Source organism: Streptomyces sp. NBC_00663, assembly GCF_036226885.1.
Lineage (GTDB): Bacteria > Actinomycetota > Actinomycetes > Streptomycetales > Streptomycetaceae > Streptomyces.
Map to the genome: position 1 here is coordinate 2,769,804 of NZ_CP109027.1, position 24,895 is coordinate 2,794,698.

Consider the following 24,895-nt stretch of genomic DNA (forward strand, 5'->3'; position numbering starts at 1 on the left):
AGAGCAGGAGACCCCAAGCATGACCCAACCCACCGACATCCGGCGAGCCCCGGCCGTGTCCCGACCCCTCAGGGTTGTGAACACGCCCTCGACCACGAGCGTCCCTGACCACATCGTCGAACTGTTCCGTGGGCCCGGCGGCTGGGCCGAGGGCCTGCGCCTACTCGGCCTTGCCGACGTCGGGTTGGAATGGGATGCGGCGGCGTGCCGGACCGCGCACGCCGCCGGTCACGCGACCATTCAGACCGACGTGGCCGTCTACCCGACCGCCCCGTTCAAGGACCGCGTCACCGGGCTGATCGCGTCGCCGCCGTGCCAGGCCTGGTCCCGCGCCGGCAAGCGCGGCGGGCTCACCGATCAAGGGCTCGTGCACCAGGCCGTTCACGACCTGGCCCACGGCCGCGACACCCGCGCCGAACTCCTCGACCGCTGCAAGGACGCGCGCAGCCTGCTGGCCGCGGAGCCGATGCGCTGGCTGTACGACCTGCGCCCCGAGTGGGTGTGCCTGGAGGAAGTCCCCGACGTCCTCCCGCTGTTCCAGCAGTACGCCAGCATCCTGCGCGCCTGGGGCTACAGCGTGTGGGTCGGCATCCTCAACGCCGCCGACTACGGCGTGCCCCAGACCCGCCGGCGCGCCATCCTCATCGCCTCCCGCACCCGCCCCATCACCGCCCCGCCCCCGACCCACAGCCGGCACGACCACGGCGACGTCCTGTTCGGCGAACGCCTTCAGCCCTGGGTGTCCATGGCCCAAGCCCTCGACTGGGCGGACGGCCTCACCGTCAACACCCGCGGAGACCGCAAGAGCGCCGGCGGCAACGAGTTCCCCGCCGACCGGCCGTCCTGGGCACTCACCGAGAAGACCCGCTCATGGGTGCTCCACACCAACCGCAACCAGAAGCCCGACGGCAGCAGGCAGACCGCCGACCCCTACGCCGGGCCCGCCCCCACCTTCACCGTCAAAGCCGGCGGGCAGTGGGTGCTGCGCCACAACAGCCAGCAGAACGCCACCGTGAGGCCGACCACTGAGCCCGCCGGGACGCTGTTCTTCGGCCACCACTGCAACAACGTGTCGTGGGAGAACGAAGACGCGGAATCCGTCCGCATCACCGTCCAGGAAGCCGCCGTTCTCCAGTCCTTCCGGCCCGACTACCCCTTCCACGGCACCAAGACCAAACAGTTCGAACAGATAGGCAACGCCGTCCCGCCGCTGCTCGCCGCGCACATCGTCTCCGTGCCCACCGGCATCCCGGTTCTTCCAGCCCTGGGGGTGGCGGCGTGAGCGAGCACCTGTCCACCGCGCTTCGCCTCGCGTCCGGCGGTCTGCCCGTGCTGCCGCTGCGGGCGGGGAAGCTGCCGTTCGGGAACTGCCCGATCTGCGCCCGCAACGCGTGCGGAGGCCGGCCGAACATGCGGACCCCCGGCCGCTGCGCCTGCCCCGCCCCGTGCCACGGCTGGGCCGCCGCCACCACCGACCCCCACGTCATCGACTCCGCCCCGTGGGCGCGGGCGTGGCGGGAAGCGGCGGCCGTCGCCTACCACCCCGGCGGCGCCGGACTCACCGTCGTGGATCTCGACAGCACGGAAGCCATTGCGTGGGCCCGGAAGATCCTGCCCGCCACCCTGACCGTGCGCACAACCAGGGGTGAGCACTGGCTCTACCAGGGCGCTATGCAGTCCGCCAACGCCGTACGCCCCGACGTGGACGTCAAGTCGTCCATGCAGTACGCCCGTTGGATGGGCACCGGCACCGGCACCATGACCGCCCTGCCGGACATCGTGCGCGCGCTGACCGTGAAAGAACCGATCACGGTCCGGACGGCGACCGTCACTGTGCCCGTACTGGCCGGGGGCGGGGAGTGCCGCCACCGCACGCCCGCCTACCTGGAGCGTGGCATCGCCATGGCCGAGCAGCGCATCACTCAGGCCCGTAGCGCGGTCCACACGACCGTGTACCGCACGTTCCTCGCGGTGCTGTCGGCCCACGGCCAGTGCGGCTGCCTCACCGACGCCCACATCGGGCGGTTGTTCACTGCCGCGCAGGCCAAGGGCGAATCACCGCGCCACTGCACCGACGCATGGACCAACGCCCGCACCAGGCTGGGACTGTGACCATGTCCGACGACGAGAAGAACCCCGCCCGCGAAGTCATCGCCGACTATGCGCAGGCCCACTTCCGCTACTTCCGCACCGCCGACGGAACCGTGTACGCGCAGCGCAACGGCCACCCCGTAGCCCGGCCGATGCGCTCCCAGGGCACCACCGGCAGCCACCGCCAAGAACTCATCGTCGGCATGTACCGGGACGGGGTCGGCGTGTTCAACGGGACCGCGCTCAAGGAGGCACTGGACTTGATCGAAGCACTTGCGCTCTACGAGGACACACACGCCGTGAACATCCGCGTGGCCCCCGGGTTCGACGGGGCGACGTGGCTGGACCTGGGCCGCGACGACGGGCAATCCGTCCGCATCCACCCCACCGGCTGGGACATCCTCACCCCCGACCCGCGCGAAGTCTGCTGGCGGCGCACCCAGCTCACCGGGGAACTGCCCCTGCCGGCCAAGGACACCAACGGCAAGGGCATCGACCGGCTGATGCGGCTGTGCAACTTTGCCACCGCGGAAACCGAGTGCCTGGCCATCGCCTGGCTGATCGGCTGCCTCGGACCGGCCGTGCCTGTCCCCGCCCCCTTCCTCACCGGCCCTCAGGGCGCAGGCAAGTCCACCGGCGGGCGCATGCTCGTGCGCATCATCGAAGGGATGAGCGGTGACCTGCGCCGCGCACCCAAGGACGAGGAGAACCTGATTGCGGCGGTGGCAGCGGGATGGGTCACTGCTCTGGACAACCTCTCCCACATGACGCCGGACCTGTCCGACGCCATGTGCTGCATCGTGACCGGAGCCGAGAGCGTCAAGCGGGCCCTGTTCACCGACGGGGACGTCTTCCGCGTCGGCTACCGCCGCCCGCTGCTGTTGACCGGTATCGACGTGGGAGTCATCCGGCCCGACCTCGCGGAACGGCTCCTGCCGCTACGGCTGGAACGCCCCCGCGTCCGGCGCACCGAGGCGGAACTGTGGGCGGAGTACGCGGAAGCGCTGCCTATCGTCCTCGGGTCTCTCCTGGACCTCACGGTCAAAGTCCGCGCGGTGGACGCGGAGACCCCCACCGACCTGCGCATGGCGGACTTCGCGCACCTGTGCGCGCAACTCGACGCGGCAACCGGCCTCGGGGCGCTCACCGCCTACCGGGCCAGTCTGGACGACCTGAACGACGACGTGATCGAGGGTGATCTCCTCGCGCAGACCGTCCTTCAGCATGCCGAGACGATCGAGCCGGGGGCGGCGCAGCGGATGACCTCCACGGAGTGGCTGCACTGCCTCAGCCGCCTCTACGCCGACGAGGACTGCCGTCCGCTGCCCAAGGGGTGGCCGAGCACGGGAAAGGTCCTCTCCGACCGGCTCAAGCGCCTCCAGCCGACGCTTGCCGCGCGGGGTGTGCTCATCGACTCGGGACGCACCAGCGAGGGCCGCTACCTCGAAATGGCCCGCCTGGCCACACCGCCCCCACACGAACACGAGCCGATGTTCTGACCGGCGCTCGCGCGCTCGCGCGGACAAGCAAGAAGAGCACCACGCGCCAAGCAACGCGTGCTCCTCTTGCTGTTCGGCGTCACGCGCCGCCCCATAAGACGTGCCGCGCAGCGGCTCCTTCTTCACGCTGTGAGGCGCACCGAACTACAACAGACACCCCCTCTTTTGTCCTAAGAGGGAAGACGCTGCGTCATCTGCGTCATGCGAGCCGAAAAATGGCCCCTGACCTGCGGGGATGACCATGACGCAGACGGCCATCGCTGCGTCATCCTGCGTCATCTGCGTCATGGGCTGCGTCACCGATGACGCAGCCCATGACGCACCGATGACGCACCCTCAAACCAGTGCGTCACACAAAACAGCAGGTCAGAGACCTAAATGACGCTGATGACGCAATGACGCAGAAATCCGCACCTCGGACAGACGCTGGCCCCGTGCCCAGCCTGCATGCAACCCGCAGCACCCGAATCCACCGACGACCGAGGAGCCGCCGAATGGCCCGCCCCAAGACGCTCAAGCTCTTCCAACTCGCTGGGGCCCCTGACGAATCCGATCCCCGCGCCATCCTCCGAGACGGCCTCCCTGACCGATACCTCGACGCCGACGACATAGCCGCGATCTTCGACGTGCCAAAGGAGACCGTCTACCAGTGGCGCAAGAAGCGGACCGGCCCACCTGGATTCCGCATCGGCAAGCACGTCCGCTACGACCCTGCTGACGTGCGCGACTACGTCGCCCAACGCAAAAGGGCCGACATCGGCGCCGCATAGCACGGCCACACACCGCACCACCCAACTCCCAGGGGAGGGCCACGACGTGGCCCTCCCCTGCTGTCGACACCCGCCCGAAAAAGGGGAGCCCTAGGCCCGTGGCCATCCACCTCCAAGACCAGTGGTACCGGAGATCCCAATCCACCGGCGCCATCGTCCGCACTGCCCATTACGGCCAACGCCCCCGCTACCGAGGCCACTTCTCCGGCGACGGGACGCGCAAGACCAAGACCTTTCATGACCGCAGCGAAGCAGAGCGCTGGCTCGTCATGACCGAAGTCGCCTATCTCCTGAAGGGGGACGCCTGACCGTGGCAGGCCACATCCAAGACCGCTGGTACAAGACCGAAACCGGCGTCGATGGCAAAGCCATCAAGGTTAAGACCGACCGTCACGGTATGGGTCTTCGATACCGCGCCCGGTACGTCGGTCCGGACGGCTCCGAGAAGTCGAAGAGCTTCCCCGACAGGCAGAAACGTCTCGCCGAAGAGTGGCTCACCAACACTGCATCGGACATGTCACGCGGCCAGTACATCGACCCACGCGCCGCCCGAATCACCTTCAAGGCCTACGCCGAGGGATGGTTCAAGACTCACGTCGTCGACCCGGCCAGTGAGCCAGTGATCGAACAACGGTTGCGCCTGCACGCGTTCCGACTGATCGGCTCACGACCGCTCGACTCGTTTCGCCCGGAGCACATCCGCGGATTGGTGAGCGCGCTGGAGAACGACCCAGCCATAAGCGGCGGATACGCGCGAAACATCTACGGGGACGTACGAGCCGTTCTCAGCGCCGCTGTGGACGATGGACTGTTGCCCCGAAACCCATGCTCAGCGAAGTCAGTCCGCCCGCCCGCCGTCGAGGCACGCCGCGTCTTTCCCTGGCTTCCCGCCCAGGTGCAAGCCGTGCGCGCCGCGCTCCCTGAGCGCTACAAAACGATGGTGGATACAGGAGCAGGATGCGGACTTCGGCAGGGAGAGATCGTGGGCCTTGCTGAGGATGGGATCGACCTGGAGGCCGGCATCCTTCGAGTGGTGCGGCAGGTGAAAATCATCCGGGGTAAGGCCGTGTTCGCTCCGCCCAAGTGCAACAAGGAGCGCGACGTACCGCTGCCGTCCTCGGTTGCTGAAGCACTGCGCATCCACATGGACGCCTTCAAGCCGGTTGAGATCACGCTGCCTTGGCGGAAGCCAGATGGTCCGAAGACGACAGCCCGTCTCCTGTTCACGAACAGGGCGGGCGGGATCGTGTGGCGCAGCAACTTCAACCTCCAGGAGTGGAAGCCTGCGCTTGCAGCGGCCGGACTGATCCCGGAACCCAATGCGGACGGCAAGTACGAGTCCGCGCGCGAGCACGGCATGCACGCGCTGAGACACTTCTACGCGTCTCTACTGCTAGACGCCGGCGAGAGCATCAAGGCAGTCAGCCAGTACCTGGGACACACCGACCCTGCGCTGACGCTGCGGGTGTATGCACACCTCATGCCCGACAGTCGCGAACGAACACAGCGGGCCATCGACGCTGTGCTCGCTCGATAAAGTGCTCCCCACCCTGTAGCAGGACGTTTCAGTTCTGCCACAGGGTGCCCGGCACGACACTGCGACGAAGCGCCGCAGGTTATGACTCTTGCATGATGAAGTGGGGCATCCGACTCGCCATTGCAAGTGCCGGTTTGGTGTTGCTGGCCTTGACCTTCGTTCTGCTCTGGAAAGGGCCATGGATTTTTGATGGCTCTCATCTTCGCAAGAAAGATCTCCAACCGGCTGATGGCGTTGTCATCACCGGGTTCCGCACAATGGTAGTGGCGATCCTGGCGTCAATATTCGCTGGCCTCGGCTTGGCATACACGCACGTGACTCTTCAGCACACTCGCGAAAAGGATAGGGAACAAGCAGCTCTTACACGCGAAGGTCAGATGACCGACCGCTACGCCACAGCTATAGAGCTACTTGCATCACAAGAACTAACCAAACGACTTGGCGGCATCTACGCGCTAGAGCGAATAATGCGAGATTCCCCGAAAGATCACGAGAGCATTGTAGAAGTACTCGCCGCCTTCGTGCGTGAGCACGCACCTCGTCCAGAGCAAGATGACAGCGTCGAATCCGAACGCGAGCAGGCGAGCATGCATGAACACGTTCAGGCCGCACTGACCGTCCTCGGGCGCAGGCCAGAGCGCCGTGAATCGTTCGCAATCAACCTTCGCCACACCGACCTTCGCGGTGCCCAATTGGCGTCGGCGGACCTACGTTCAGTGAATCTCCAAGGATCCTTCCTCGAATACGCCGAGCTCAAGAATGCAGATCTCTTGGAGGCAAACATGGAGGCATGCCACCTGGAACACTGCAACCTCACCGGAGCAGATCTAACGAGCTCAAATCTAGAGAGAGCGTATATATGCGAAGCAACGTTGGATGATGCTCGACTCGATCACGCTAGATTGAACTATGCCTTGGTGAAGGGCAGCAGCCTTGTAAAGACGAGCCTAGTAAAGGCTAATCTGCAAGGAGCTCGCTTCATCGGAGCAGTCCTCGATGACGCCGATCTTACGAGCTCCAGAATGATGGTCGCGAAGTTCACGGGCACGTATACGAAAGGCGCAAAGCTCGATGGCGCGCTCCTGCATGCAGCCGACCTGAGCGAAGCGGATGACCTTACCGTGGAACAGATGCTGAGCGCTCGGATCGAGTACAGCACCAAGGTGCCTAACCACCTCGATGGCAACCCGGACGTGATGGCACGCCTTGAAGCGGCAGAGGCCCGTGCGCGGGAGAGGGCTCGGCAGAGCACGGGAACGCCACTGGGTCCCCAGCCGTAGTGGTCGCTACAAACCGCCCCACGGCCCAGGGACGGCCCAAGAACGGTTGCAAGGGTCGTCTCACCTTCGAACTACCAGGTCAGAGCCCGGCAGCTCGGTCAGTGTGTCAGTTCTCCGGGCTTAGGCATGGCTGTACCAGTGTCGCAGATCGAATGGAGTGACCCGGGCCCCCGCCCGTCACCGAGGGTGACCGATGAGTTCCCGGCGCGGGAAGGGTCCTCCTGCCATACGCCAGCGTCTCCCCGATACCGGAAGTGATGACGATGCCCTACGCCAAGGTCAACGGCCTGGAGATGTACTACGAGATCCATGGCGCCGCCCACGACGACGACCGCCCGCTGGTGCTGCTGCACGGCGGCGCCACCACCATCGGGCTGTCCTTCGACGCCGTGCTGCCCGCCCTGTCCGCCGGCCGGCAGGTCATCGCCCCCGAGTTCCAGGGGCACGGCCACACCGCCGACACGGACCGCGACCTGACCGTCCCGCACCTCGCCTCCGACGTCGTCGCCCTGCTCGACGAGCTCGGCATCCCCAGGCCGACTTCCTCGGCTACAGCCTCGGCGGGCTGACCGCGCTGGAGATCGCGGTACGGCATCCGGACCGCGTCGGCCGTCTGGTGCTGGTCTCCGCCCCGTACACCCAGGACGGTATGCGGGACGAGATCCGCACCCCCGACTACACCTCACCGCTGCTGCCCACGCAGGCCGACTTCCAGGACATGGCCGCCGCGTACGCCGCCGTCGCCCCGCACCCCGAGCACTTCGAGACCTTCCTCGGCAAGGTCTCATCGGCGGCCCACGCCCCGCTGCCCTGGACCGCGGACGACCTGCGCGGTCTGATGTCACCGGTGCTTCTGCTCATCGGCGACTCCGACTTCGTACGCGTCGAACACGCGGCCGAGATGCAGTCACTGATCCCCGACGCCCGGCTGGCCGTCCTGCCCGGCACCACACATATGACGGTCCTGCGGCGGACGCCCGTGGTGCTGCCGCTGCTGGAGGAGTTCCTCAGCGACCAGGCGACGGTGTAGCCCGCTCCCCCTGCGATACGGGTGACCGCTCCCTCGTGACGGCCGTCGTACGCCGGAATCGTGGACAGCACAGGGCGCAACGCCTGCGCCGTCCAGGAGGGGACCGTTCCATGACCGCAGCCAACCGTCGAGGCCGTTTCACCACCATCGCCATCACCGCAGCCGCCGTCGCGCTGACCGCCGGGCTCGTCACCGGCTGCGAGGACTCCGACGCCCGGGACTGCCTCGGCAACGCCGACAGGATCACCGAGAGCCTGAAGGCGATCCACGACGGCGAATTCATCGACACCGTCGAGAAGAACCTCGGCACCATCGACGACGGGACGGACGACGGCAAGGTCGACCAGGCCGTCAAGGACCTCAAGAAGGCGGTCGAGGACTACAACGAGGCCGTCCTGAACGGCGACACCGACCCGGACAGCAGCCGGATCGACGCCGCCGCGAAGGCACTGACGGACGTCTGCGCGCCCTAGGTGGTCGGCCGCTCCAGGCGCTCCTTGAGCAACTGCTCGTCCCGCGGAAGCTCCTTGCGGACCTGTGGGCGGACCACGAGGGGGATCAGAGCCTTGCCCAGGCCGTGCCCCTCGAGGTCGATCTCCATCGTCACGCGGGACCTCCGCCCGTCGTCGAGCGGTTCGATCTCGCCGCGGGTACGGGGTCGGACAGGCCCCGAGATCCCGTGCAGATGCCAGCTGTGCGGGGGGTCGAGCTCGTCGAACTCGACGGTCATCGGAATCTCACGGTTCCCGATCCGCCGGGTGACCCGGACCCGGGAGCCGACGTGGAGCGGCCCCTCGTCGAGCGGTTCCGCCTTCACGGCGCTCAGCTGCCATTCCGGCAGATGAGAGGGGTCGGTGATGTACGCGTAGACGTCTTCGGGACTGCAGTCGACGTCGATCACTTCACGGATGGCGGGCATGACGCCCTCCTTCCAGGGCGATCCCCTTCGAGGGCTTACAGGGAAATCGTCCCACCAGAAGCCCGGGTACGACAGAAGGAGCCTCCCGCCGAAGCGGAAGGCTCCTCATGTGTCTGTACGACGATCAGCCGGAGCCGACGAACAGCACCAGCAGCAGCCACACCACCGGCGCGGTCGGCAGCAGCGAGTCCAGTCGGTCCATGATGCCGCCATGCCCCGGCAGCAGCGTGCCCATGTCCTTGATGCCCAGGTCGCGCTTGATCATCGACTCGCCGAGGTCACCGAGCGTCGCGCTCGCCGCCACCGCGAGACCCAGCAGCAGACCCTGCCACCAGGTGCCGTCGTCGATCAGGAAGTGCATGCACAGCGCGCCCGCCACCATCGCGAACGACACCGCTCCGAGCAGGCCCTCACGGGTCTTGCCGGGGCTGATGCGCGGCGCGAGCTTGTGCTTGCCGAAGCGCCAGCCGACGGCGTACGCCCCGGTGTCGCTGACGACGGTGAGGAGCAGGAACGTCAGCACCCGCTGCGCGCCGTCGTCGGCGGTGAGCATCATCGCGACGAACGTGGCCAGGAACGGGACGTAGAAGGCCGCGAAGACACCCGCGGTGACGTCCTTGAGGTAGCCCTCCGGCGGTTCCGTCATCCGCCAGACCAGCACCGCGAGCGCGGTGAGCGCCATCGCCACCCACGCGCCCTCGGCCTCCCGGACGTACCCGGCGACGACCATGGCCGCACCGCCGACCGCCAGCGGCACGAGGGGCGCCTTGATGCCCTTGCGCTCCTCCAGCCGCGAGGTCAGCTCCCACAGCCCGACGACCACGGCGACCGCTATCACGCCGATGAAGACGGCCTTGACGACGAAGAGCGAGGCGACGATCACCGCACCGAGCCCGACCCCGACGCCTATGGCCGCGCCCAGGTCACGCCCCGCGTTCTTCTTCTGCGGCGCGGAAGCCGGCTGCGGGGCGTCGGGCATGGGCTCCGGATTCTGCGTCTGCGGCGCCGCCGCTCGGGGCTGCGCCGACGTGGTCTCGTCGCGGAACGTCTCGTCCCGGAACGTCTCGTCCCGGAACAGGGGACCACTCAGCCGAGCGGCCCCCGGGTCGTCATCCTGGTCTCCGCCATACGCGGGTACGTCGGGCACGATGGGCATGGGGCGAGTGTGCTGCGCCTCAGGCGCATCGTACGCGGGACCCGCCGGGGCAGCCCCCTGGACAGGCCCCTGGTCGGTGGGCCCCCAGTACCCGGCGTGCGGCGCGGCCCCTGGCGGAGAGCCCCAGGAAGAGTCGTTCATCAGACTTCGAGAAGCTCCGCTTCCTTGTGCTTGAGGAGCTCGTCCACCTGGGCGACGTACTTGTGCGTCGCGTCGTCGAGCTCCTTCTCCGCACGGCGGCCCTCGTCCTCGCCGACCTCGCCGTCCTTGACGAGCTTGTCGATGGCGTCCTTGGCCTTGCGGCGGACCGAGCGGATGGACACGCGGGAGTCCTCCGCCTTGGCCTTGGCGACCTTGATGTAGTCGCGGCGGCGCTCCTCGGTGAGCTCGGGGAACACCACTCGGATGATGTTGCCGTCGTTGCTCGGGTTGACGCCCAGGTCGGAGTCGCGGATCGCCTGCTCGATGTTGCGCAGCGCGGTCTTGTCGAACGGGGTCACCACGGCCATGCGCGGCTCCGGCACGGAGAACGAAGCCAGCTGGTTGATCGGCGTCGGCGCGCCGTAGTAGTCGGCCACGATCTTGTTGAACATCGCCGGGTGCGCACGGCCGGTGCGGATCGCGGCGAAGTCCTCCTTGGCGACCACGACGGCCTTCTCCATCTTCTCCTCGGCCTCGAGGAGGGTCTCTTCGATCACCACTTGCTCCTGCGTGTCTTGAAGTAGGCCCGGCTGCGGTTCCATGTGCGTGGGGCGGCGGCCGGCTGCGTCGCGTCTTCTTCCTGCACGGTTCCCGACCGGCAGGACATTGTCCATCCCCCGGTCAGGGACCGGGTCCAACTGGGGTCAGTCCCGGCTGTCCTGGTCACCCACAAGCGTGCCGATCTTCTCACCCTTGACGGCGCGCGCGATATTGCCCTCCGTCAGCAGCTCGAAGACCACGATCGGGAGCTTGTTGTCGCGGCACAGCGTGACGGCGGTGGCGTCGGCGACCTTGAGGTCGCGGGTGATGACCTCGCCGTAGCCGAGGGAGTCGAACTTGACCGCGTCCGGGTTGCGCTTCGGGTCGGAGTCGTAGACCCCGTCCACGCCGTTCTTGCCCATCAGCAGCGCCTCGGCGTCGATCTCCAGGGCGCGCTGGGCGGCGGTGGTGTCGGTGGAGAAGTACGGCATGCCCATACCGGCGCCGAAGATGACCACACGGCCCTTCTCCAGGTGGCGCACGGCGCGCAGCGGGATGTACGGCTCGGCGACCTGGCCCATAGTGATGGCGGTCTGCACGCGGGAGTCGATGCCCTCCTTCTCCAGGAAGTCCTGGAGGGCGAGGCAGTTCATCACGGTGCCGAGCATGCCCATGTAGTCGGAGCGGGCGCGGTCCATGCCGCGCTGCTGGAGTTCGGCACCACGGAAGAAGTTGCCGCCGCCGATGACGACCGCGATCTCCGCTCCGTCGCGCACGACGGCTGCGATCTCGCGGGCGATCTTGTGCACCACGTCCGGGTCCACGCCCAGGCCCCCACCACCGGAGAAGGCCTCTCCGGACAGCTTCAGCAGAAACCGGCCGCTCACGTTGCCGTCGTCGCTCTTCTGGGCCTTGGTGGTCATCGGATTCTCCTCATGGTGCACATACGAAGAAGGCCATTGCCGATGGGAACTGGTTCGCATCCCATGCGCGGCAATGGCCTCCTCGTCAGATCTGCTGTCGTCCGCCACGCGCGTGCGTGGCGGCGTACCGGACGACTGCCTACGACCCTATCGGGGTCCGGCGTCGTACGCGGTACGGACTCAGATGCCGACCTTGATGCGCGTGAAGCGCTTCAGGGTGACACCGGCCTCGTCCAGAACCTTCTGGACCGACTTCTTGTTGTCCAGCGCGTACGGCTGGCCGAGCAGCGTGGCGTCCTTGAAGAAGCCGTTGACGCGACCCTCGACGATCTTCGGGAGGGCGGCCTCGGGCTTGCCCTCGGCGCGGGTGGTCTCCTCGGCGACGCGGCGCTCGGACTCGACGACCTCGGCCGGCACGTCGTCCTTGGAGAGCCACTTCGGCGCGAAGGCGGCGATGTGCTGGGCGACACCCTTGGCGAGGTCGGCGTCGGCCTTGTCCAGCTCGACCAGGACACCGATCTGCGGGGGCAGGTCGGGCATGGTGCGGTGCATGTAGGCGAAGACGAAGCCGTCGGCGAACTGCGCGAAGCGGTCCAGGACGATCTTCTCGCCGAGGTTGGCGTTGGCCTCGTCCACGAACGCCTGGACGGTCTTGCCGGCCTCGATCTCGGAGGCGAGCAGGGCCTCGAGGTCGGCCGGGGAGGTCGCGGCGACGTGCTCGGCGATCTGGTTGGCGACGGCCTGGAACTTGTCACCCTTGGCGACGAAGTCCGTCTCGCACTTCAGCTCGACCAGGACACCGGAGGTGTTGTCGTCGGCGATGAGGGAGACCACGGCGCCGTTCTCGGCGGAGCGGCCCTCGCGCTTGGCGACGCCCTTCTGGCCCTTGATGCGGAGCGCCTCGACGGCCTTGTCGACGTTGCCCTCGGCCTCGTCCAGCGCCTTCTTGCAGTCCATCATGCCGGCGCCGGTGAGCTCACGGAGCTTCTTGACGTCGGCGGCGGTGTAGTTCGCCATGATTCCTGGAATCTCTCTCGAAGTCTGAAGATCTACGGGCCGAACGGCGGGGGCTGGTGGGCCCCCGCCGTCAGAAGGACCCGAAGGGGTGAGGGGTCAGGCCTGCTCGGCCTCGGCGGCCGGAGCCTCAGCAGCGGCCTCGGCCGGAGCCTCAGCCTCAGCCTCGGCGGCGGAGGCCTCAGCGGCAGGCGTCTCGGCCTCAGCGGCGGCGGGAGCCTCAGCCTCGGCGGCGGGAGCCTCGGCGGCCGGGGCCTCCTCGGCCTTCTTCTCGCCCTCGAGCAGGTCGCGCTCCCACGCGGCGAGCGGCTCGCCCGCGCCCTTGTCACCCTTGTCGCCGGTGGCGACGCCGGAGCGGGCGATGAGGCCCTCGGCGACGGCGTCGGCGATCACGCGGGTGAGCAGGGTGACGGAGCGGATCGCGTCGTCGTTGCCCGGGATCTTGTAGTCGACCTCGTCGGGGTCGCAGTTGGTGTCGAGGATGGCGACGACCGGGATGTTGAGCTTCCGGGCCTCACCGACCGCGATGTGCTCCTTCTTGGTGTCCACGATCCAGACGGCGCTGGGAACCTTGGACATCTCGCGGATACCACCGAGGGTCTTCTCCAGCTTGGCCTTCTCGCGCGAGAGCACGAGAAGCTCCTTCTTGGTCAGACCGGACGCGGCGACGTCCTCGAAGTCGATCTGCTCGAGCTCCTTGAGGCGCTGCAGACGCTTGTAGACGGTCGAGAAGTTGGTGAGCATGCCGCCCAGCCAGCGCTGGTTGACGTAGGGCATGCCGACGCGGGTGGCCTGCTCGGCGATGGCCTCCTGCGCCTGCTTCTTCGTGCCGACGAACATGACCGTGCCGCCGTGGGCGACGGTCTCCTTGACGAACTCGTAGGCGCGGTCGATGTACGACAGCGACTGGAGCAGGTCGATGATGTAGATGCCGTTGCGCTCCGTGAAGATGAAGCGCTTCATCTTCGGGTTCCAACGACGGGTCTGGTGACCGAAGTGGACGCCGCTTTCCAGCAGCTCCCGCATCGTGACGACGGCCATGGCCGTTCTCCTTGGTTTCTCGGTTATGTCCTGACGCCCGACACGCGCCGTGCCACGTACACATGTGCGTACGGGACCGAAAGGCGCTGACATCGATGGCCACGAGAGCCCGATGTCGGGGCGTGCGAAGTCGACCCGGTGACCCGGATCGCCAGAAGAAGTGTACGGGACCCGCGGGGTACCGGGTGACGCCGCTGTCCACAACCGGGGCACGGTCCACAGGTCCCGGTCATGATCACGCCTGGTAGGGCACGGTTTCCGCCATGCGACGCCTGCACAGCGCACTGCTGCCGTTACTCCTGACCCTGCTCCTGACACCCCTGCCGCCGGCCGCGGGCGACCCGGCTCCGCCGCCGCCCGGGCCGCCTGTCACCACGGTCCCGGCCGTCGCCCGCACCTGGCCGGTAGGTGTACGCCCGCCTGTCCTCCGCACCTGGGAACCCCCACCCACGGCCTACGCCCGAGGCCACCGAGGCGTCGACCTCGCGGCAGCCCCGGGCACACCTGTACGAGCGGTGGCGGCCGGCCGGGTCTCCTTCGCGGGCCGAGTGGCCGGAAAGGGCGTGGTCTCGGTCGAGCTCACGGGCACGGATCTGCGAACGACGTATGAACCGGTACGGGCGACGGTGAAGAAGGGCGAGGAGGTGACGCCGGGCGAGGTGGTGGGAACGGTGGAGCCGACGGGCTCCCACTGCACGACGGCATGCGTCCACTGGGGCCTACGGAGGGGGGCCACCTACCTGGACCCACTGTCCCTACTGCCACCGTGGCTACTGCGACGAGGCCCGTCCAGGCTGTTGCCGGTTCTGGGCATCCCCTTGCCATGACGGCGGGCCGCACCGTGCCGCAGGCGACGCCCACCCAGGCAGCGGCACCCAGATCGCTACACAGCTGCGGGCGGTCGTGCCGCTGGGGCGGCACGGGTGGGCGCAGCGGCATCCCGCGAGCGCGGGCAAGCGAAACGCCCCGCCGGCACCCCCACCCGCCTCAGCCCCGCACACCCCGCAGCGCCATGCTCACCGCAGCCTCAGTGATCGCCGCAGGATCCTCCGCCGCCCCCAGCTCGATCCTCCGCACCGCCGCGTCCACGACCCCCTGCAACAACATCGCCGCCAGCCGAGGTTCCGTATGCCCCATCTCCCCCAGCGCCTCGCCGATCATCGCGACCAGCCCCCCATGCGCGGCCCGGATCTTCTCCCGCGCCCCCGCATCGAGCTCACTCGCGGAAATGGCGACGACGGCCCGATGCCGCCGGTCCCCGACCAGCGCCAACTGCTGCCGCACATACGCCTCGACCTTGGCCTCGGCCCCCTCCGCCGCCCCCATCGCCGCGGCGACCTCCGCGGCCCAGACCGGGAAGTCGACCTCGCACAGCTCCTCGACGACCGCGGCCCGCGACCGGAAGTACTCGTAGACCGACGAGCGCGCCAACCCCGTCCGCTCGGCGAGAGCCGGAAACGTCAGCGCCTCCGTCCCACCCTCGGACAGCAACGAACGAGCCGCGTCCAGCAGGGCGGCTCGCTGCATCGACCGGTGCTCGGCCACGGAGGCCGCTCGAATCCTTGGCACGTCCACCACTTTACGGACGCGCCGCCCCGGACGGGAGTCACTCGCCCCCACCTCGGTCCATCCAGCCAGGTCAACGGCCGAAGCTGGCCAGTTTCGCCCGCAATTGCAGCACCGACTTGGTGTGGATCTGACTGACCCGGCTCTCGGTCACACCCAGCACGTTCCCGATCTCCGCGAGGGTCAGCCCCTCGTAGTAGTAGAGCGTGACCACGGTCTTCTCCCGCTCGGGCAGCGTGTTGATCGCCCGTGCCAGGAACCTCCGCAGCTCCCGGTCCTCGGCCACCTCCACGGGATTGTCGGCGGCGGTGTCCTCCAGCGTGTCCATCAGACTCAGCCGGTCCCCGCCCTCACCCCCGACATGCAGCAGCTCCTCCAGCGCCACCACGTTCGCCAGCGACAACTGGCTGAAGACCGCGTGGAGTTCGTCGACGGCGATCCCCATCTCGGTCGCCACCTCACCCTCGCTCGGCGTCCGCCGCAGCCGCGCCTCCAGCGTCGCGTACGCCCGCTCGACGTTGCGCGCCTTCTGCCGCACCGACCGCGGGATCCAGTCCAGCGCCCGCAGCTCGTCGATCATCGCGCCCCGGATCCGGGTGATCGCGTATGTCTCGAACTTGATCTCCCGGTCGATGTCGAACTTCTCGATCGCGTCGATGAGCCCGAAGACCCCCGAGGACACGAAGTCGGCCTGCTCGACATTGGGCGGCAGACCGACGCTCACCCGTCCCGCCACGTACTTCACCAGCGGTGAGTAGTGCAGGATCAGCTGCTCCCGCAGCCGCTCGTCCGCCGTCGCCTTGTACGACCGCCACAACTCGTCGAGTGTCGAGGGAGCGGGCGGCCGCACGCTGCCACCGTCGCGGGCGGCTGGGGGGACCGCCGCCCGGTCGGACCCAGAGGTGTGCTGGGGCATTCGTCGCCTTGTGCCGTTCTGCCGTGAAGTGGGGATGGCTGGGTGACCTGTCGGTCTGATGCGGATCTGAAAGCTCTGGTGCGGATCTGGAGTCTCTGATGTGGATCTGTGGTCGAGTTGCCGTTCCGTGCCGGAATCCCCGTGAGCGTAGCGTGACTGGAGTGTCGCGGTGCGCGAAGGGCGAGCCCGGAGCCGTGCGCAGATACGTTCCTCTTGCCGCCCCGCAGGGTCACGCCGACAACTCAGCGTGACCGCGCTCCCCGTCTCAACTGCGGGAATTCCCAAGGCTGTAGGGGTTCCCCCGGACGGCCGAACACGCTCGGTCAACTCGGACTCCGACCACCACGGACGGAGATCATTGCCTGGCGTGTCAACTTCCAGCCGTCGCCGTGTCGTTCGACGTAACCAAGTGATCGGAGCTCGTACAGTCTCGCGACCGCCTCGTCCTGCGTCGTCTGCGCTCCCCGCCCGACCTCGACCGCGGTCGCCGCACGGCGTGACGGCAGGGCGTCGAGGACTCTTCGGGCGCCGGGTTCGAGCAGATCGCGGGGCAGCACGGGCCCTCTCCGCTCCGGCGCGAGCTCTCCCATCTCACCGACCACCTCGACGACTTCCGCGGCGTCGGTGACGAGTTCGGCGTCACCGCGCAGCAGTTCGTGGACGCCGGCGGAGAGGCCGCTGGTCGCCGGGCCGGGCACGCCCATGGTGTGCCGCCCGAGCCGTTGCGCCGCGCGCGCGGTGACCAGCGAGCCGCTCCGATACGCCGCCTCGACGACCACGGTCCCTCTGGTCAGGGCGGCGATGACGCGGTTGCGCAGCACGAACCTGCTCGGCGTCGGATGGTCACCTGGCGGCAACTCCCCGATGACCAGCCCCTGTTCGGCGATCCTGGTGATCAACTCGGTGTGCCCGCGCGGGTAGGGCCGATCGACCCCGCAGGCCAGCACGGCGACGGTGGCGCCGCCTGCGCCGAGCGCCCCGCGATGAGCGGCCCCGTCGACGCCGTACGCACCCCCGGACACGACGACCCACCCGCGCTCGGCGAGCCCGGCGGCGAGGTCGGCGGCCATATGGGCGCCGTACTCGGTGCACGCCCGGGCCCCCACCACGGCGACCGACCTCAACGCCCACATCCGCAGACTGGGCCGCCCCCGGACCCACAAACCAAGCGGCCTCGCATCCCCCAGGTCATCCAACTGTCCGGGCCACTCACCGTCCCCCGGACAGACGAACCGCACCCCGGCCTCAGCCGCGACCGCGAGATCCCCCCGAGGCTCGGCCCGAGCCGCCCGAGCCACCAGCCCGGCCCACCGCTTCCCACTCACCCCGGGCAACACCTCCCGCCCGCCCCGCAACCGCCGGACCACTTCCCCCACCCCGAACTCCCGCACCCATCGCCCGGCAACCTCGTCCCCGGGCTCGACGACACGGGTGAGAAAGACACGGGCGAGCAGTTCGCGGCCCGGATCGTCGCCTCCGTTCACGTGAACGCTCCGATGGCCATGGGCACACCCCTGGGGACCCCGGTGCGCAGTTGCAGCGCCAGGGCGACGTCGACGGCGTCGGGCCGGTCGTGCCCCACGAGGTCGGCGACGGTCCAGGCGACGCGCAGTACACGGTCGAGCCCACGGGCCGTCAGCACACCGCGTTCGAGGCTGCGCTCGGCCTCGTCCATCGCCCCGGGGACCGCGTGCCAGCGACTGCGCAGCTCACGGCCGGGCACCTCACTGTTGGTCCGCCACGGGGTGCCGACGAGGCGAGCCGCCGTACGTTCCCTGGCGGCCCGCACCCGATCGGCGACCACCGCCGTCGACTCGCCCCGGGCATCACGTTGGGCCAGCTGCGCCCGCGTGACGCGGTCCACCTCCACCCGCAGGTCGACCCGGTCGAGGAGCGGGCCAGAGAGGCGGGCCTGGTACCGGCGGATCGCGGAGGGCGGGCATTCGCAGAAGTCGTCGGTCAGGGAGAAGCGCCCACAGGGGCACGGGTTGGCCGCGAGCACCATCAGGAACTTCGCCGGGAAACGCACCACACCCGCGCTGCGGGCGATCACCACGTGCCCCGCCTCCAGGGGCTGGCGGAGCGCGTCCAGGGCCTGGCTGTTGAACTCCGGGGTCTCGTCCAGAAAGAGCACCCCTCGATGCGAGAGCGACACCGCTCCGGGCCGGGCGATGCCGGGGCCGCCGCCCACGAGCGCCTGCATGGTGGCCGAGTGATGCGGAGCGCAGTAGGGAGCGACGTCGATGAGGGGTTTGCCCGCGGGCAGCAGGCCGGACACCGAGTGCACCGCCGTGACCTCAAGCGACTCCTGCCGGGTCAGCCGCGGCAGCACCGCGGGCAGTCGTTCCGCCAGCATCGTCTTGCCGGCGCCCGGCGGCCCCTCAAGGAAGAGGTGATGACCGCCGGCAGCGGCGACCTCCACCGCCGTGCGTGCCGAGAGCTGGCCCACGACGTCGGCCAGGTCATGGCCGTGGTCCTGCTGCGCGGCGCCCAGGCTGTGCATGCCGGTGGCCGCGCCCGTGCCCGGCATCCGCAGCCCGGCGAGCAGGGGGTCGGGGCGGCCTTCCTCCTCCGGTTCCTCGTCCGGCACGGGCTCGTCCGCCAGCACGGCGATCAGCTGGCGCAGGCTGCGGATGCCCAGGACGGAGACGCCGGGCACCAGCGAGGCCTCGGCGGCGGCACACTCCGGCACCACCACCTGCTCGTACCCCGCGTCCGCGGCCGCGATCACCGCCGGCAAGATGCCCCGCACGGGCCGCACCCGCCCGTCCAGCCCCAGCTCCCCGATCATCACGATGTCCGCCAGCACCCGCGGATCGATCCGTTCGGCCGCTCCCAGTACCGCCGCGGCCACCGCGAGATCGAACCCGCTGCCGCTCTTCGGTACCGACGCCGGGCTCAAGCCCACCGTGAGCTTCTTCGCCGGCCATGCGGCGCCCGAGTTGACCACCGCGGCCCGCACCCGGTCCTTGCTCTCGGTCAGGCTCTTGTCCGGCAGCCCCACCAGCGTGAACGCCGCGACCCCGGGCTCCAGGTCGGCCTGGACCTCCACCACCACGCCCTCGACGCCCACCAGCGCCACCGAGCACGTACGCGCGAACCCCATCTCAGGCCACCCCCCGCGCATGCTCGACGACGGGGGCGCCACGCTCCGGCAGGAGGACGCCGACCAGGTCGATGCGGACGCCGCCCGGCGGTGCTCCTCCATGGGCATGGATCCAGCATTCGGCGAGGCCGCGCAGGCGCTCCGCCTTCTCGGGGGTCACCGCGGCCATCGGGTGCTCGAAGGCACCCGCCCGCCGTGTCTTGACCTCGCAGACGACCAGGACCTCTCCGTCCCGCGCCACGATGTCGATCTCACCGGTCCTGCCACAGCGCCAGTTGCGCTCCAGGACGGTCATCCCGGCCTCCGCCAGCCGCCTCGCGGCCAGCGTCTCGCCGTACTTGCCGAGTGCACTGCGTGCGTTCATGTCGGCACCACCTCCGGCGCCAACGATCACGCAGCCGAGCCACCCTTGTTGATCTTGGTGGACCACCCGGCCGTTGTGGAAAACTCAGCCACCCACACGAGCGGCCCCACTACGCCTCTCACCCGCCCGGCAGCTCCAGGTCGCTCTTGTTGAGCTCCTCGATGTTCACGTCCTTGAACGTGAGCACCCGCACCTGCTTCACGAACCGAGCCGGCCGGTACATGTCCCAAACCCATGCATCGGCCATCGAGACCTCGAAGAACACCTCGCCCTGGACCGAGTGCACCTGCATCTCATAGTCATTGGTGAGATAGAAACGCCGCTCGGTCTCGATCACGTACTTGAACAGACCGACGACATCGCGGTACTCCCGATAGAGCTTCAGCTCCATCTCGGTCTCGTACTTCTCGAGGTCCTCGGCGCTCATGGCATGTTCCCCTTCAGCCGTGCGATCCCCCCATTGTGCGCCAGTCCCGTCAGCCCCTAGACGATTTCGGTGTCGAGGGTCACGGGCCCGGCCGGGGGACCTTCGTCGAGCAGCCTGCGGAGCAGCTCGGCGAGTCTGGTCGGATACACCGTCTCATGTGCCCGGGTCAGTTCCTGACAGGTCCACCAGCGCGCTCCGGCGACGCTGCGCCGTTCCAGATCGGTGAGCGCCGTCGCCGCCGTCGCCGTCTGGGTCGTCCGGGCCAGGAAGTACCACTCGTCCTGGTCCCAGCGGCGCCCCGCGAAGGGGAAGGAGCACATCCGCCGCCACAGCACCGGACCGAGCTCGACCTCGGTGATCCCGGTCTCCTCGACGAGTTCCCGCAGAGCGGCCTCTTCACGAGTCTCGTCGCCCTCGACTCCGCCGCCGGGCGTGAACCACCAGTCGTCGCTCGGATCGTCCGGCTCATGGCCGTGCAGGAGCAGGATGCGGTCGTCGGGGTCGAGCAGCACCACCCTGGCGACCTTGCGCAGTCCGCCCTCATAGGTGTCCGCCGCGGCCTCAGCGCGCACCCACGGGCTCCGTCCGGGCAGGGGCGCCGCGACGCCTGCCGAGCCGCTGGGCGATCGGACCGTAGGCCCCGCCGCCGAGCACGAGCACCGCGCCGCCGATGATCAGGGCGGTGATCGTCCGCAGCGGACCCGGTGAGGACAGCGCACCGAGTTCCTTGAAGCCGCTCGGCTCCTTCAACATGCCGTCCATGGGCCAGACCACGGCGTCGACGCGGGCGGTGACTGCACTGACCGCGACCGTGCCGCTGGCCGCGTCCGTGAGGTGCGCGGAGGAGTCGAGCGAGCCCTGCCGCTCGTCACCGAGCAGGAACAGCCGGCCCTTGGGGACGGTCACCTCGGGGATGTTCTTCCACTCGGCCAGGCTGTCCTTGGGCAGATACGGTTCGTCGATCTGCTTGCCGTTGACGGTCAGCTTGCCCTTCGTGCAGCAGGAGACGGTGTCCCCGCCGACCGCGACCACGCGCTTGACCACCGGGGCGTTGCTCACCCAGCTCTTGTCGGTGAAGACGACGACGTCGCCCCGGTGGATGTCGCCGGCGTCGATGCGCTGCGCGAGCACCCGGTCACCGGCGTCGATGGTGGGCGCCATCGAGCTGGTGGGCACGGTGTACGGCCGGTAGACCACCGCTCCCCAGGCGAACCCGCCCAGGAACAGCACCAGGCCCAGCGCGACGGCCAGTCCGGACAGTCGCTGTCCGGTCCGGCTGCCCACCGGGCCTGTATTGGTGCCACCGCTGCGCGGGGCCGTACGTGTCGTGCTCTCGCCACCCATGGGTCCGCACCCTACCCGGCGGTACCGGAAGCGGTCAGCCCCTCTTCGGAGACCTGGGTCACGGCCTCCGTAAAGGTTTCACAAGGTCAACCGCGGGGGGTGATCAGCGCGTCTCGACCGGGGCGGTCTTCCGCCGCCGCCAGAGCACCACCGGCACCGCGCCCGCGAGCGCCAGCCCCTGCGGGGCCACGGTCAGGGCGGTGGACGCCGAGGACTGGGTGTTCAGGCCGTCCTGGTCGAAGGTGTCGGGGACCGGCAGGGTGCCCCAGCGGTTGATCGGCCAGGCCTTCACGACGGCGCGCCCGACGACATCGTCGACCGGGACCATGCCGTGGTGCTTGTCGGTCTGGTTGTAACGGGAGTCGCGCGAGTTCTGGCGGTGGTCGCCCATGACCCAGATGTAGCCCTTGGGGACCTTCACGGTGAACTGGCCGCCCTGGTCGTCCTGGCTGCACGGGGTGTTGCCCGCGTAGACGTAGTCCGCCTCGTTCAGCGCCTTGCCGTTGACCTTCAGCGGGCCGGTGCCCTTGCAGGACACGGTGTCGCCGCCGACGCCGATGACCCGCTTGATGAGGTCCTTCTCCTCGGCGGACGGCATCAGACCGATCCAACTGAGGAACGTCTGGATGGCGTTGGGGTCGGTCGTCGGCTCGCCCGCCAGCCAGTTGTCGGGGTCGTGGAAGACGACGACCTCACCGCGCTCGGGCTCGGAGCCGAACCAGGGCGTCAGCTTGTCGACCAGGACGCGGTCACCCTGCTGGAGGGTGTTCTGCATCGAGTCGGACGGGATCGAGAACGCCTGCACCAGGAAGGTCTTGATCAGCAGCGCCAGGACGAGCGCGATACCGATCAGGATGGGCAGCTCCTTCCAGAAGGAACGCTGCTTCTTCGGCGCGGGCTTGGACTCCTCCTGGCCCTGGTCCGTCCTGGTCCCGTCCCCGTCTCCGCCGGAGCCATCGCTCGAGGTCACGACGCTGTCCGCGGCCGGGTCGGCCGGGTCCACGGGGCGTCCGCGGTGCTCCTCGCCGTCGTGTCCGGACCGTGCGCCAACCGCCACATCCCCCACGCCAACTCCTTACTCTGTGCCGCCGCCTGCCCCATGCACGGCGCAGGCCCACCACTCCCATAACGAGCGGGAGTTCCGCAGGGGTCGGGAGTTGGACAGGTCCATTCGGATCGTCGGAGGCAACCCTATGCGACAGCGGGGGAGCAGCGGTCGACCCGGTCGCCGAGTCGGTCACGGAAGCGTAGGTTTTCGGCTCCTTCAACATGTTCCAGTGGCCCAGGGGCCAGGCGATGACCATCGCCCGTCCCACCACCGAGTCCTCGGAGACCGTGCCGCCGTAGTCGGTGTCCTGGTGCACGCGGGAGTCCGCGGAGTTGGCCCGGTGGTCGCCCATCACCCACAACCGCCCCTGGGGGACGGTGATGTCGAACTGCTGCGTGGAGGGAGCGTTGCCGGGATAGAGGTAGTCCTCGCTGAGCGGGACCCCGTTGACGGTGACCCGCCCTTGGGAGTCACAGCACTTGACCCGGTCGCCGCCGACGCCGACGACCCGCTTGATGAGGTCCTTCTCGTTGTCGGACGGCAGCAGACCGATGAAGGTGAGCCCTTCCTTGATCTGCTTGACGACGACGGGGTCCTCCTTCTTCGTCGTCGTCTGCTCGTCCTTGAGCCAGCCGCCGGGGTCCTTGAAGACGACGACGTCCCCGCGCTGCGGCTTGGAGCCGAACCACGGGGTGAACTTGTCGACCAGGACGCGGTCGCCGATCTGGATCGTCTGCTCCATGGAGCCGGACGGGATCACGAAGGCCTGCACGAGGAAGGTCTTCAGCACCAGGGCTATGAGCACGGCGACACCGACGAGGAGCGGTATCTCCTTGACGGCGGAGCGCCTTCGGCGCCGCTTGACCTTGCGCTGGAGCTTGCGGCGCTCCGCTCGCGAGCGCCCGCCGGCGGGGCTGGCGGCGCGCCGGACGCCGGTGGGCAGAAGGTTGTCGGCGGCGTCACCGGACACCCCGCGCGGTTTGCCGCGGTTACCCATGCGCACCGCCCTCGGCGGGCACGCGCGCGTAGGCGTCGGAAGGCCCCAGCCGGGTCCAGTGGGCGGTCGGCCATACGATCCAGTCGGCGCGGCCGATCACCTGGCCGACCGGGATCATGCCGCCGCCGGGCGAACCCAGGTGGTCGCGGGAGTCGCTGGAGTGACTGCGGTGGTCACCGAGAACGAAGAGAGTGCCGTCGGGCACGACGACGTCGAAGGGAACCGTCGACGGGCTGTCACCGGGGTACAGGAAAGTCGACTCGTCGACCGAGCGGCCGTTCACCTCGATCCTCCCCTTCTTGTCGCAGCAGACCACGTGGTCTCCCCCCACCCCCACAACGCGCTTGATGTAGTCCGCGTCCCCGAAATACCCGGATCCGTCGAACACGACCATCTCTCCGCGCCGCGGCTCGGCACCGAAACGGTACGCCAACTTGTTTACGAGAACGCGGTCCCCGATCCTCAATCCGTTTTCCATGGATCCGCTGGGAATCTGGAAGGGTTGAGCCACGAAAACGTTGAGAAGCAGCAAAAACAGCAGGCAGAACAGCACACTCAGGGTGATCCGCCCACCGGGGAGCCACTCGGTGATCCGCGACACGAACGCGAAACGCGACCGCCCCTCCTGACCCTCAGTGTCCGAGATCTCCTCGGAGTCGGAAGGGCGGGAGGAGCGGTCGCGCTCCGTCTGCTGTGCTTCGGTGTCCATCGGAGCCAGATGTTATCCGGCCCCGATAAGAACACCCGCGCGAGCTCAGCTGTCGCGCTTCTCCTTGATCTTCGCGGCCTTACCGCGCAGCTCGCGCAGGTAGTAGAGCTTGGCGCGACGCACGTCACCGCGGGTGACGAGCTCGATCTTCTCGACGATCGGGGTGTGCACCGGGAAGGTGCGCTCGACGCCGACGGAGAAGGAGACCTTGCGGACCGTGAAGGTCTCGCGGACACCGGCGCCCTGGCGACGGATGACTACGCCCTTGAACTGCTGCACACGGGAGCGGTTGCCCTCGATGACGCGGACGTGGACGTTGACGGTGTCACCCGGGCGGAAGGCCGGGATGTCGCTGCGCAGCGACGCGCTGTCGACGGAGTCGAGCAGGTGAGACATTTCGTCTGCTTTCTTCGCCCATGCCACAGGTCATAAGCGGGAGATAGGTGTTTCATGAGGAGCTGTCCGTGTCGGGGCGGG

Annotated in this window: 26 protein-coding genes and 2 pseudogenes; 10 read left to right on the forward strand and 18 right to left on the reverse strand. The window is 68.5% G+C overall.

Translation table 11 applies throughout. The features are described 5' to 3' along the window. Nucleotides 1-19 precede the first annotated feature (19 nt). The 9 genes and pseudogenes from OG866_RS12330 (at nucleotide 20) to OG866_RS12370 (ending at nucleotide 8,680) form a co-directional block, all read left to right on the forward strand. A complete protein-coding gene (locus OG866_RS12330; protein WP_329334196.1) occupies nucleotides 20-1,282 on the forward strand; it encodes a DNA cytosine methyltransferase in 1,263 nt (420 codons plus the stop codon). Further along, nucleotides 1,279-2,112: a bifunctional DNA primase/polymerase gene (locus tag OG866_RS12335; RefSeq protein ID WP_329334198.1), complete on the forward strand. Its 834-nt coding sequence runs from the start codon at nucleotides 1,279-1,281 to the stop codon at nucleotides 2,110-2,112. Before OG866_RS12330 ends, OG866_RS12335 begins: the two co-directional genes overlap by 4 nt. A 2-nt stretch (nucleotides 2,113-2,114) precedes the next feature. Beyond that, nucleotides 2,115-3,590: an ATP-binding protein gene (locus OG866_RS12340; protein WP_329344066.1), complete on the forward strand. Its 1,476-nt coding sequence runs from the start codon at nucleotides 2,115-2,117 to the stop codon at nucleotides 3,588-3,590. A gap of 494 nt (nucleotides 3,591-4,084) precedes the next feature. After that, complete coding sequence (locus OG866_RS12345) at nucleotides 4,085-4,360, forward strand: helix-turn-helix transcriptional regulator (RefSeq protein WP_329334200.1); 276 nt, start codon at nucleotides 4,085-4,087, stop codon at nucleotides 4,358-4,360. 98 nt (nucleotides 4,361-4,458) lie between these two features. Beyond that, nucleotides 4,459-4,668, forward strand: a complete 210-nt coding sequence (locus tag OG866_RS12350) for a hypothetical protein (protein WP_329334201.1) — start codon at nucleotides 4,459-4,461, stop codon at nucleotides 4,666-4,668. Between the two features lie 2 nt (nucleotides 4,669-4,670). Further along, nucleotides 4,671-5,897 (forward strand): tyrosine-type recombinase/integrase, encoded by a 1,227-nt coding sequence (locus OG866_RS12355; RefSeq protein WP_329334203.1) that lies wholly within the window; start codon nucleotides 4,671-4,673, stop codon nucleotides 5,895-5,897. A 92-nt stretch (nucleotides 5,898-5,989) separates the two neighbouring features. Further along, entirely contained in the window at nucleotides 5,990-7,177 is a 1,188-nt protein-coding gene (locus OG866_RS12360) for a pentapeptide repeat-containing protein (RefSeq protein ID WP_329334204.1), read from the forward strand. A 293-nt stretch (nucleotides 7,178-7,470) separates the two neighbouring features. After that, nucleotides 7,471-8,207 (forward strand): annotated as a pseudogene (locus OG866_RS12365) (alpha/beta fold hydrolase). A gap of 110 nt (nucleotides 8,208-8,317) precedes the next feature. Beyond that, on the forward strand, nucleotides 8,318-8,680 hold the full coding sequence (locus tag OG866_RS12370) for a hypothetical protein (protein WP_329334206.1): 363 nt from the start codon (nucleotides 8,318-8,320) through the stop codon (nucleotides 8,678-8,680). Here the strand turns inward: OG866_RS12370 and OG866_RS12375 are convergent. From OG866_RS12375 to rpsB, 6 genes are all read right to left on the reverse strand, one after another. Then, nucleotides 8,677-9,126, reverse strand: a complete 450-nt coding sequence (locus OG866_RS12375) for an SRPBCC family protein (protein ID WP_329334208.1) — start codon at nucleotides 9,124-9,126, stop codon at nucleotides 8,677-8,679. The genes OG866_RS12370 and OG866_RS12375 overlap by 4 nt on opposite strands. A 124-nt stretch (nucleotides 9,127-9,250) precedes the next feature. Further along, nucleotides 9,251-10,423 carry a phosphatidate cytidylyltransferase gene (locus OG866_RS12380; RefSeq protein WP_329334210.1) on the reverse strand — a complete coding sequence of 391 codons (1,173 nt, stop codon included), beginning with the start codon at nucleotides 10,421-10,423 and terminating at the stop codon, nucleotides 9,251-9,253. Next, the gene (gene frr, locus OG866_RS12385; RefSeq protein WP_057616820.1) at nucleotides 10,423-10,980 is read right to left on the reverse strand and encodes a ribosome recycling factor; all 558 of its coding nucleotides are present in this window, start codon (nucleotides 10,978-10,980) and stop codon (nucleotides 10,423-10,425) included. The genes OG866_RS12380 and frr overlap by 1 nt, the downstream gene beginning before the upstream one ends. A 147-nt stretch (nucleotides 10,981-11,127) precedes the next feature. Continuing rightward, entirely contained in the window at nucleotides 11,128-11,886 is a 759-nt protein-coding gene (gene pyrH, locus OG866_RS12390) for a UMP kinase (protein WP_329334212.1), read from the reverse strand. 180 nt (nucleotides 11,887-12,066) lie between these two features. Then, a complete protein-coding gene (tsf, locus tag OG866_RS12395; protein WP_329334213.1) occupies nucleotides 12,067-12,903 on the reverse strand; it encodes a translation elongation factor Ts in 837 nt (278 codons plus the stop codon). A gap of 96 nt (nucleotides 12,904-12,999) precedes the next feature. Continuing rightward, entirely contained in the window at nucleotides 13,000-13,941 is a 942-nt protein-coding gene (gene rpsB, locus OG866_RS12400; protein ID WP_329334215.1) for a 30S ribosomal protein S2, read from the reverse strand. 263 nt (nucleotides 13,942-14,204) lie between these two features. On the opposite strand from rpsB, the gene OG866_RS12405 reads away from it, so the two are divergent. Beyond that, nucleotides 14,205-14,768, forward strand: coding sequence for a murein hydrolase activator EnvC family protein (locus tag OG866_RS12405; protein ID WP_329334216.1), 564 nt, complete (start codon nucleotides 14,205-14,207; stop codon nucleotides 14,766-14,768). A gap of 160 nt (nucleotides 14,769-14,928) precedes the next feature. On the opposite strand, the gene OG866_RS12410 is transcribed toward OG866_RS12405, so the two are convergent. From OG866_RS12410 to rplS, 12 genes and pseudogenes are all read right to left on the reverse strand, one after another. Then, the gene (locus OG866_RS12410; protein WP_329344067.1) at nucleotides 14,929-15,486 is read right to left on the reverse strand and encodes a TetR/AcrR family transcriptional regulator; all 558 of its coding nucleotides are present in this window, start codon (nucleotides 15,484-15,486) and stop codon (nucleotides 14,929-14,931) included. 94 nt (nucleotides 15,487-15,580) lie between these two features. Further along, nucleotides 15,581-16,423: an RNA polymerase sigma factor WhiG gene (gene whiG / locus OG866_RS12415; RefSeq protein ID WP_329334218.1), complete on the reverse strand. Its 843-nt coding sequence runs from the start codon at nucleotides 16,421-16,423 to the stop codon at nucleotides 15,581-15,583. 323 nt (nucleotides 16,424-16,746) lie between these two features. Beyond that, nucleotides 16,747-17,907, reverse strand: coding sequence for a DNA-processing protein DprA (dprA, locus tag OG866_RS12420; RefSeq protein ID WP_329334220.1), 1,161 nt, complete (start codon nucleotides 17,905-17,907; stop codon nucleotides 16,747-16,749). Continuing rightward, a complete protein-coding gene (locus OG866_RS12425) occupies nucleotides 17,904-19,529 on the reverse strand; it encodes a YifB family Mg chelatase-like AAA ATPase (RefSeq protein WP_329334222.1) in 1,626 nt (541 codons plus the stop codon). The genes dprA and OG866_RS12425 overlap by 4 nt, the downstream gene beginning before the upstream one ends. Before the next feature lies 1 nt (nucleotide 19,530). Then, nucleotides 19,531-19,893, reverse strand: a complete 363-nt coding sequence (locus OG866_RS12430) for a YraN family protein (protein ID WP_079309729.1) — start codon at nucleotides 19,891-19,893, stop codon at nucleotides 19,531-19,533. Between the two features lie 118 nt (nucleotides 19,894-20,011). Further along, nucleotides 20,012-20,320 carry a DUF2469 domain-containing protein gene (locus OG866_RS12435; protein ID WP_003965949.1) on the reverse strand — a complete coding sequence of 103 codons (309 nt, stop codon included), beginning with the start codon at nucleotides 20,318-20,320 and terminating at the stop codon, nucleotides 20,012-20,014. A gap of 56 nt (nucleotides 20,321-20,376) precedes the next feature. Beyond that, nucleotides 20,377-20,892 carry an NUDIX hydrolase gene (locus OG866_RS12440; protein WP_329334225.1) on the reverse strand — a complete coding sequence of 172 codons (516 nt, stop codon included), beginning with the start codon at nucleotides 20,890-20,892 and terminating at the stop codon, nucleotides 20,377-20,379. After that, nucleotides 20,882-21,664 (reverse strand): signal peptidase I, encoded by a 783-nt coding sequence (gene lepB, locus OG866_RS12445; protein WP_329334227.1) that lies wholly within the window; start codon nucleotides 21,662-21,664, stop codon nucleotides 20,882-20,884. Before lepB (OG866_RS12445) ends, OG866_RS12440 begins: the two co-directional genes overlap by 11 nt. A gap of 103 nt (nucleotides 21,665-21,767) precedes the next feature. Then, complete coding sequence (lepB, locus tag OG866_RS12450) at nucleotides 21,768-22,730, reverse strand: signal peptidase I (RefSeq protein ID WP_329334228.1); 963 nt, start codon at nucleotides 22,728-22,730, stop codon at nucleotides 21,768-21,770. Continuing rightward, nucleotides 22,627-23,709, reverse strand: a pseudogene (gene lepB / locus OG866_RS12455) (signal peptidase I); the annotation flags it as partial. The gene lepB (OG866_RS12450) and the pseudogene lepB (OG866_RS12455), both read right to left, overlap by 104 nt. Beyond that, complete coding sequence (lepB, locus tag OG866_RS12460; RefSeq protein ID WP_329334229.1) at nucleotides 23,702-24,418, reverse strand: signal peptidase I; 717 nt, start codon at nucleotides 24,416-24,418, stop codon at nucleotides 23,702-23,704. The pseudogene lepB (OG866_RS12455) and the gene lepB (OG866_RS12460), both read right to left, overlap by 8 nt. 45 nt (nucleotides 24,419-24,463) lie before the next feature. Then, on the reverse strand, nucleotides 24,464-24,814 hold the full coding sequence (gene rplS / locus OG866_RS12465) for a 50S ribosomal protein L19 (RefSeq protein ID WP_059198033.1): 351 nt from the start codon (nucleotides 24,812-24,814) through the stop codon (nucleotides 24,464-24,466). Nucleotides 24,815-24,895: the final 81 nt, after the last annotated feature.

Excerpts from the sequence above, each read along its gene's own strand:
- pyrH (WP_329334212.1), bottom strand. The coding sequence starts at position 11,886 with ATGACCACCAAGGCCCAGAAGAGCGACGACGGCAACGTGAGCGGCCGG.
- OG866_RS12425 (WP_329334222.1), bottom strand. The coding sequence starts at position 19,529 with ATGGGGTTCGCGCGTACGTGCTCGGTGGCGCTGGTGGGCGTCGAGGGC.
- rplS (WP_059198033.1), bottom strand. The coding sequence starts at position 24,814 with ATGTCTCACCTGCTCGACTCCGTCGACAGCGCGTCGCTGCGCAGCGAC.
- OG866_RS12405 (WP_329334216.1), top strand. The coding sequence starts at position 14,205 with ATGCGACGCCTGCACAGCGCACTGCTGCCGTTACTCCTGACCCTGCTC.
- OG866_RS12330 (WP_329334196.1), top strand. The coding sequence starts at position 20 with ATGACCCAACCCACCGACATCCGGCGAGCCCCGGCCGTGTCCCGACCC.
- OG866_RS12345 (WP_329334200.1), top strand. The coding sequence starts at position 4,085 with ATGGCCCGCCCCAAGACGCTCAAGCTCTTCCAACTCGCTGGGGCCCCT.
- OG866_RS12370 (WP_329334206.1), top strand. The coding sequence starts at position 8,318 with ATGACCGCAGCCAACCGTCGAGGCCGTTTCACCACCATCGCCATCACC.
- OG866_RS12380 (WP_329334210.1), bottom strand. The coding sequence starts at position 10,423 with ATGAACGACTCTTCCTGGGGCTCTCCGCCAGGGGCCGCGCCGCACGCC.
- whiG (WP_329334218.1), bottom strand. The coding sequence starts at position 16,423 with ATGCCCCAGCACACCTCTGGGTCCGACCGGGCGGCGGTCCCCCCAGCC.
- OG866_RS12340 (WP_329344066.1), top strand. The coding sequence starts at position 2,115 with ATGTCCGACGACGAGAAGAACCCCGCCCGCGAAGTCATCGCCGACTAT.
- OG866_RS12360 (WP_329334204.1), top strand. The coding sequence starts at position 5,990 with ATGATGAAGTGGGGCATCCGACTCGCCATTGCAAGTGCCGGTTTGGTG.
- tsf (WP_329334213.1), bottom strand. The coding sequence starts at position 12,903 with ATGGCGAACTACACCGCCGCCGACGTCAAGAAGCTCCGTGAGCTCACC.
- OG866_RS12435 (WP_003965949.1), bottom strand. The coding sequence starts at position 20,320 with ATGAGCGCCGAGGACCTCGAGAAGTACGAGACCGAGATGGAGCTGAAG.
- OG866_RS12430 (WP_079309729.1), bottom strand. The coding sequence starts at position 19,893 with ATGAACGCACGCAGTGCACTCGGCAAGTACGGCGAGACGCTGGCCGCG.
- lepB (WP_329334227.1), bottom strand. The coding sequence starts at position 21,664 with ATGGGTGGCGAGAGCACGACACGTACGGCCCCGCGCAGCGGTGGCACC.
- lepB (WP_329334229.1), bottom strand. The coding sequence starts at position 24,418 with ATGGACACCGAAGCACAGCAGACGGAGCGCGACCGCTCCTCCCGCCCT.
- rpsB (WP_329334215.1), bottom strand. The coding sequence starts at position 13,941 with ATGGCCGTCGTCACGATGCGGGAGCTGCTGGAAAGCGGCGTCCACTTC.
- OG866_RS12375 (WP_329334208.1), bottom strand. The coding sequence starts at position 9,126 with ATGCCCGCCATCCGTGAAGTGATCGACGTCGACTGCAGTCCCGAAGAC.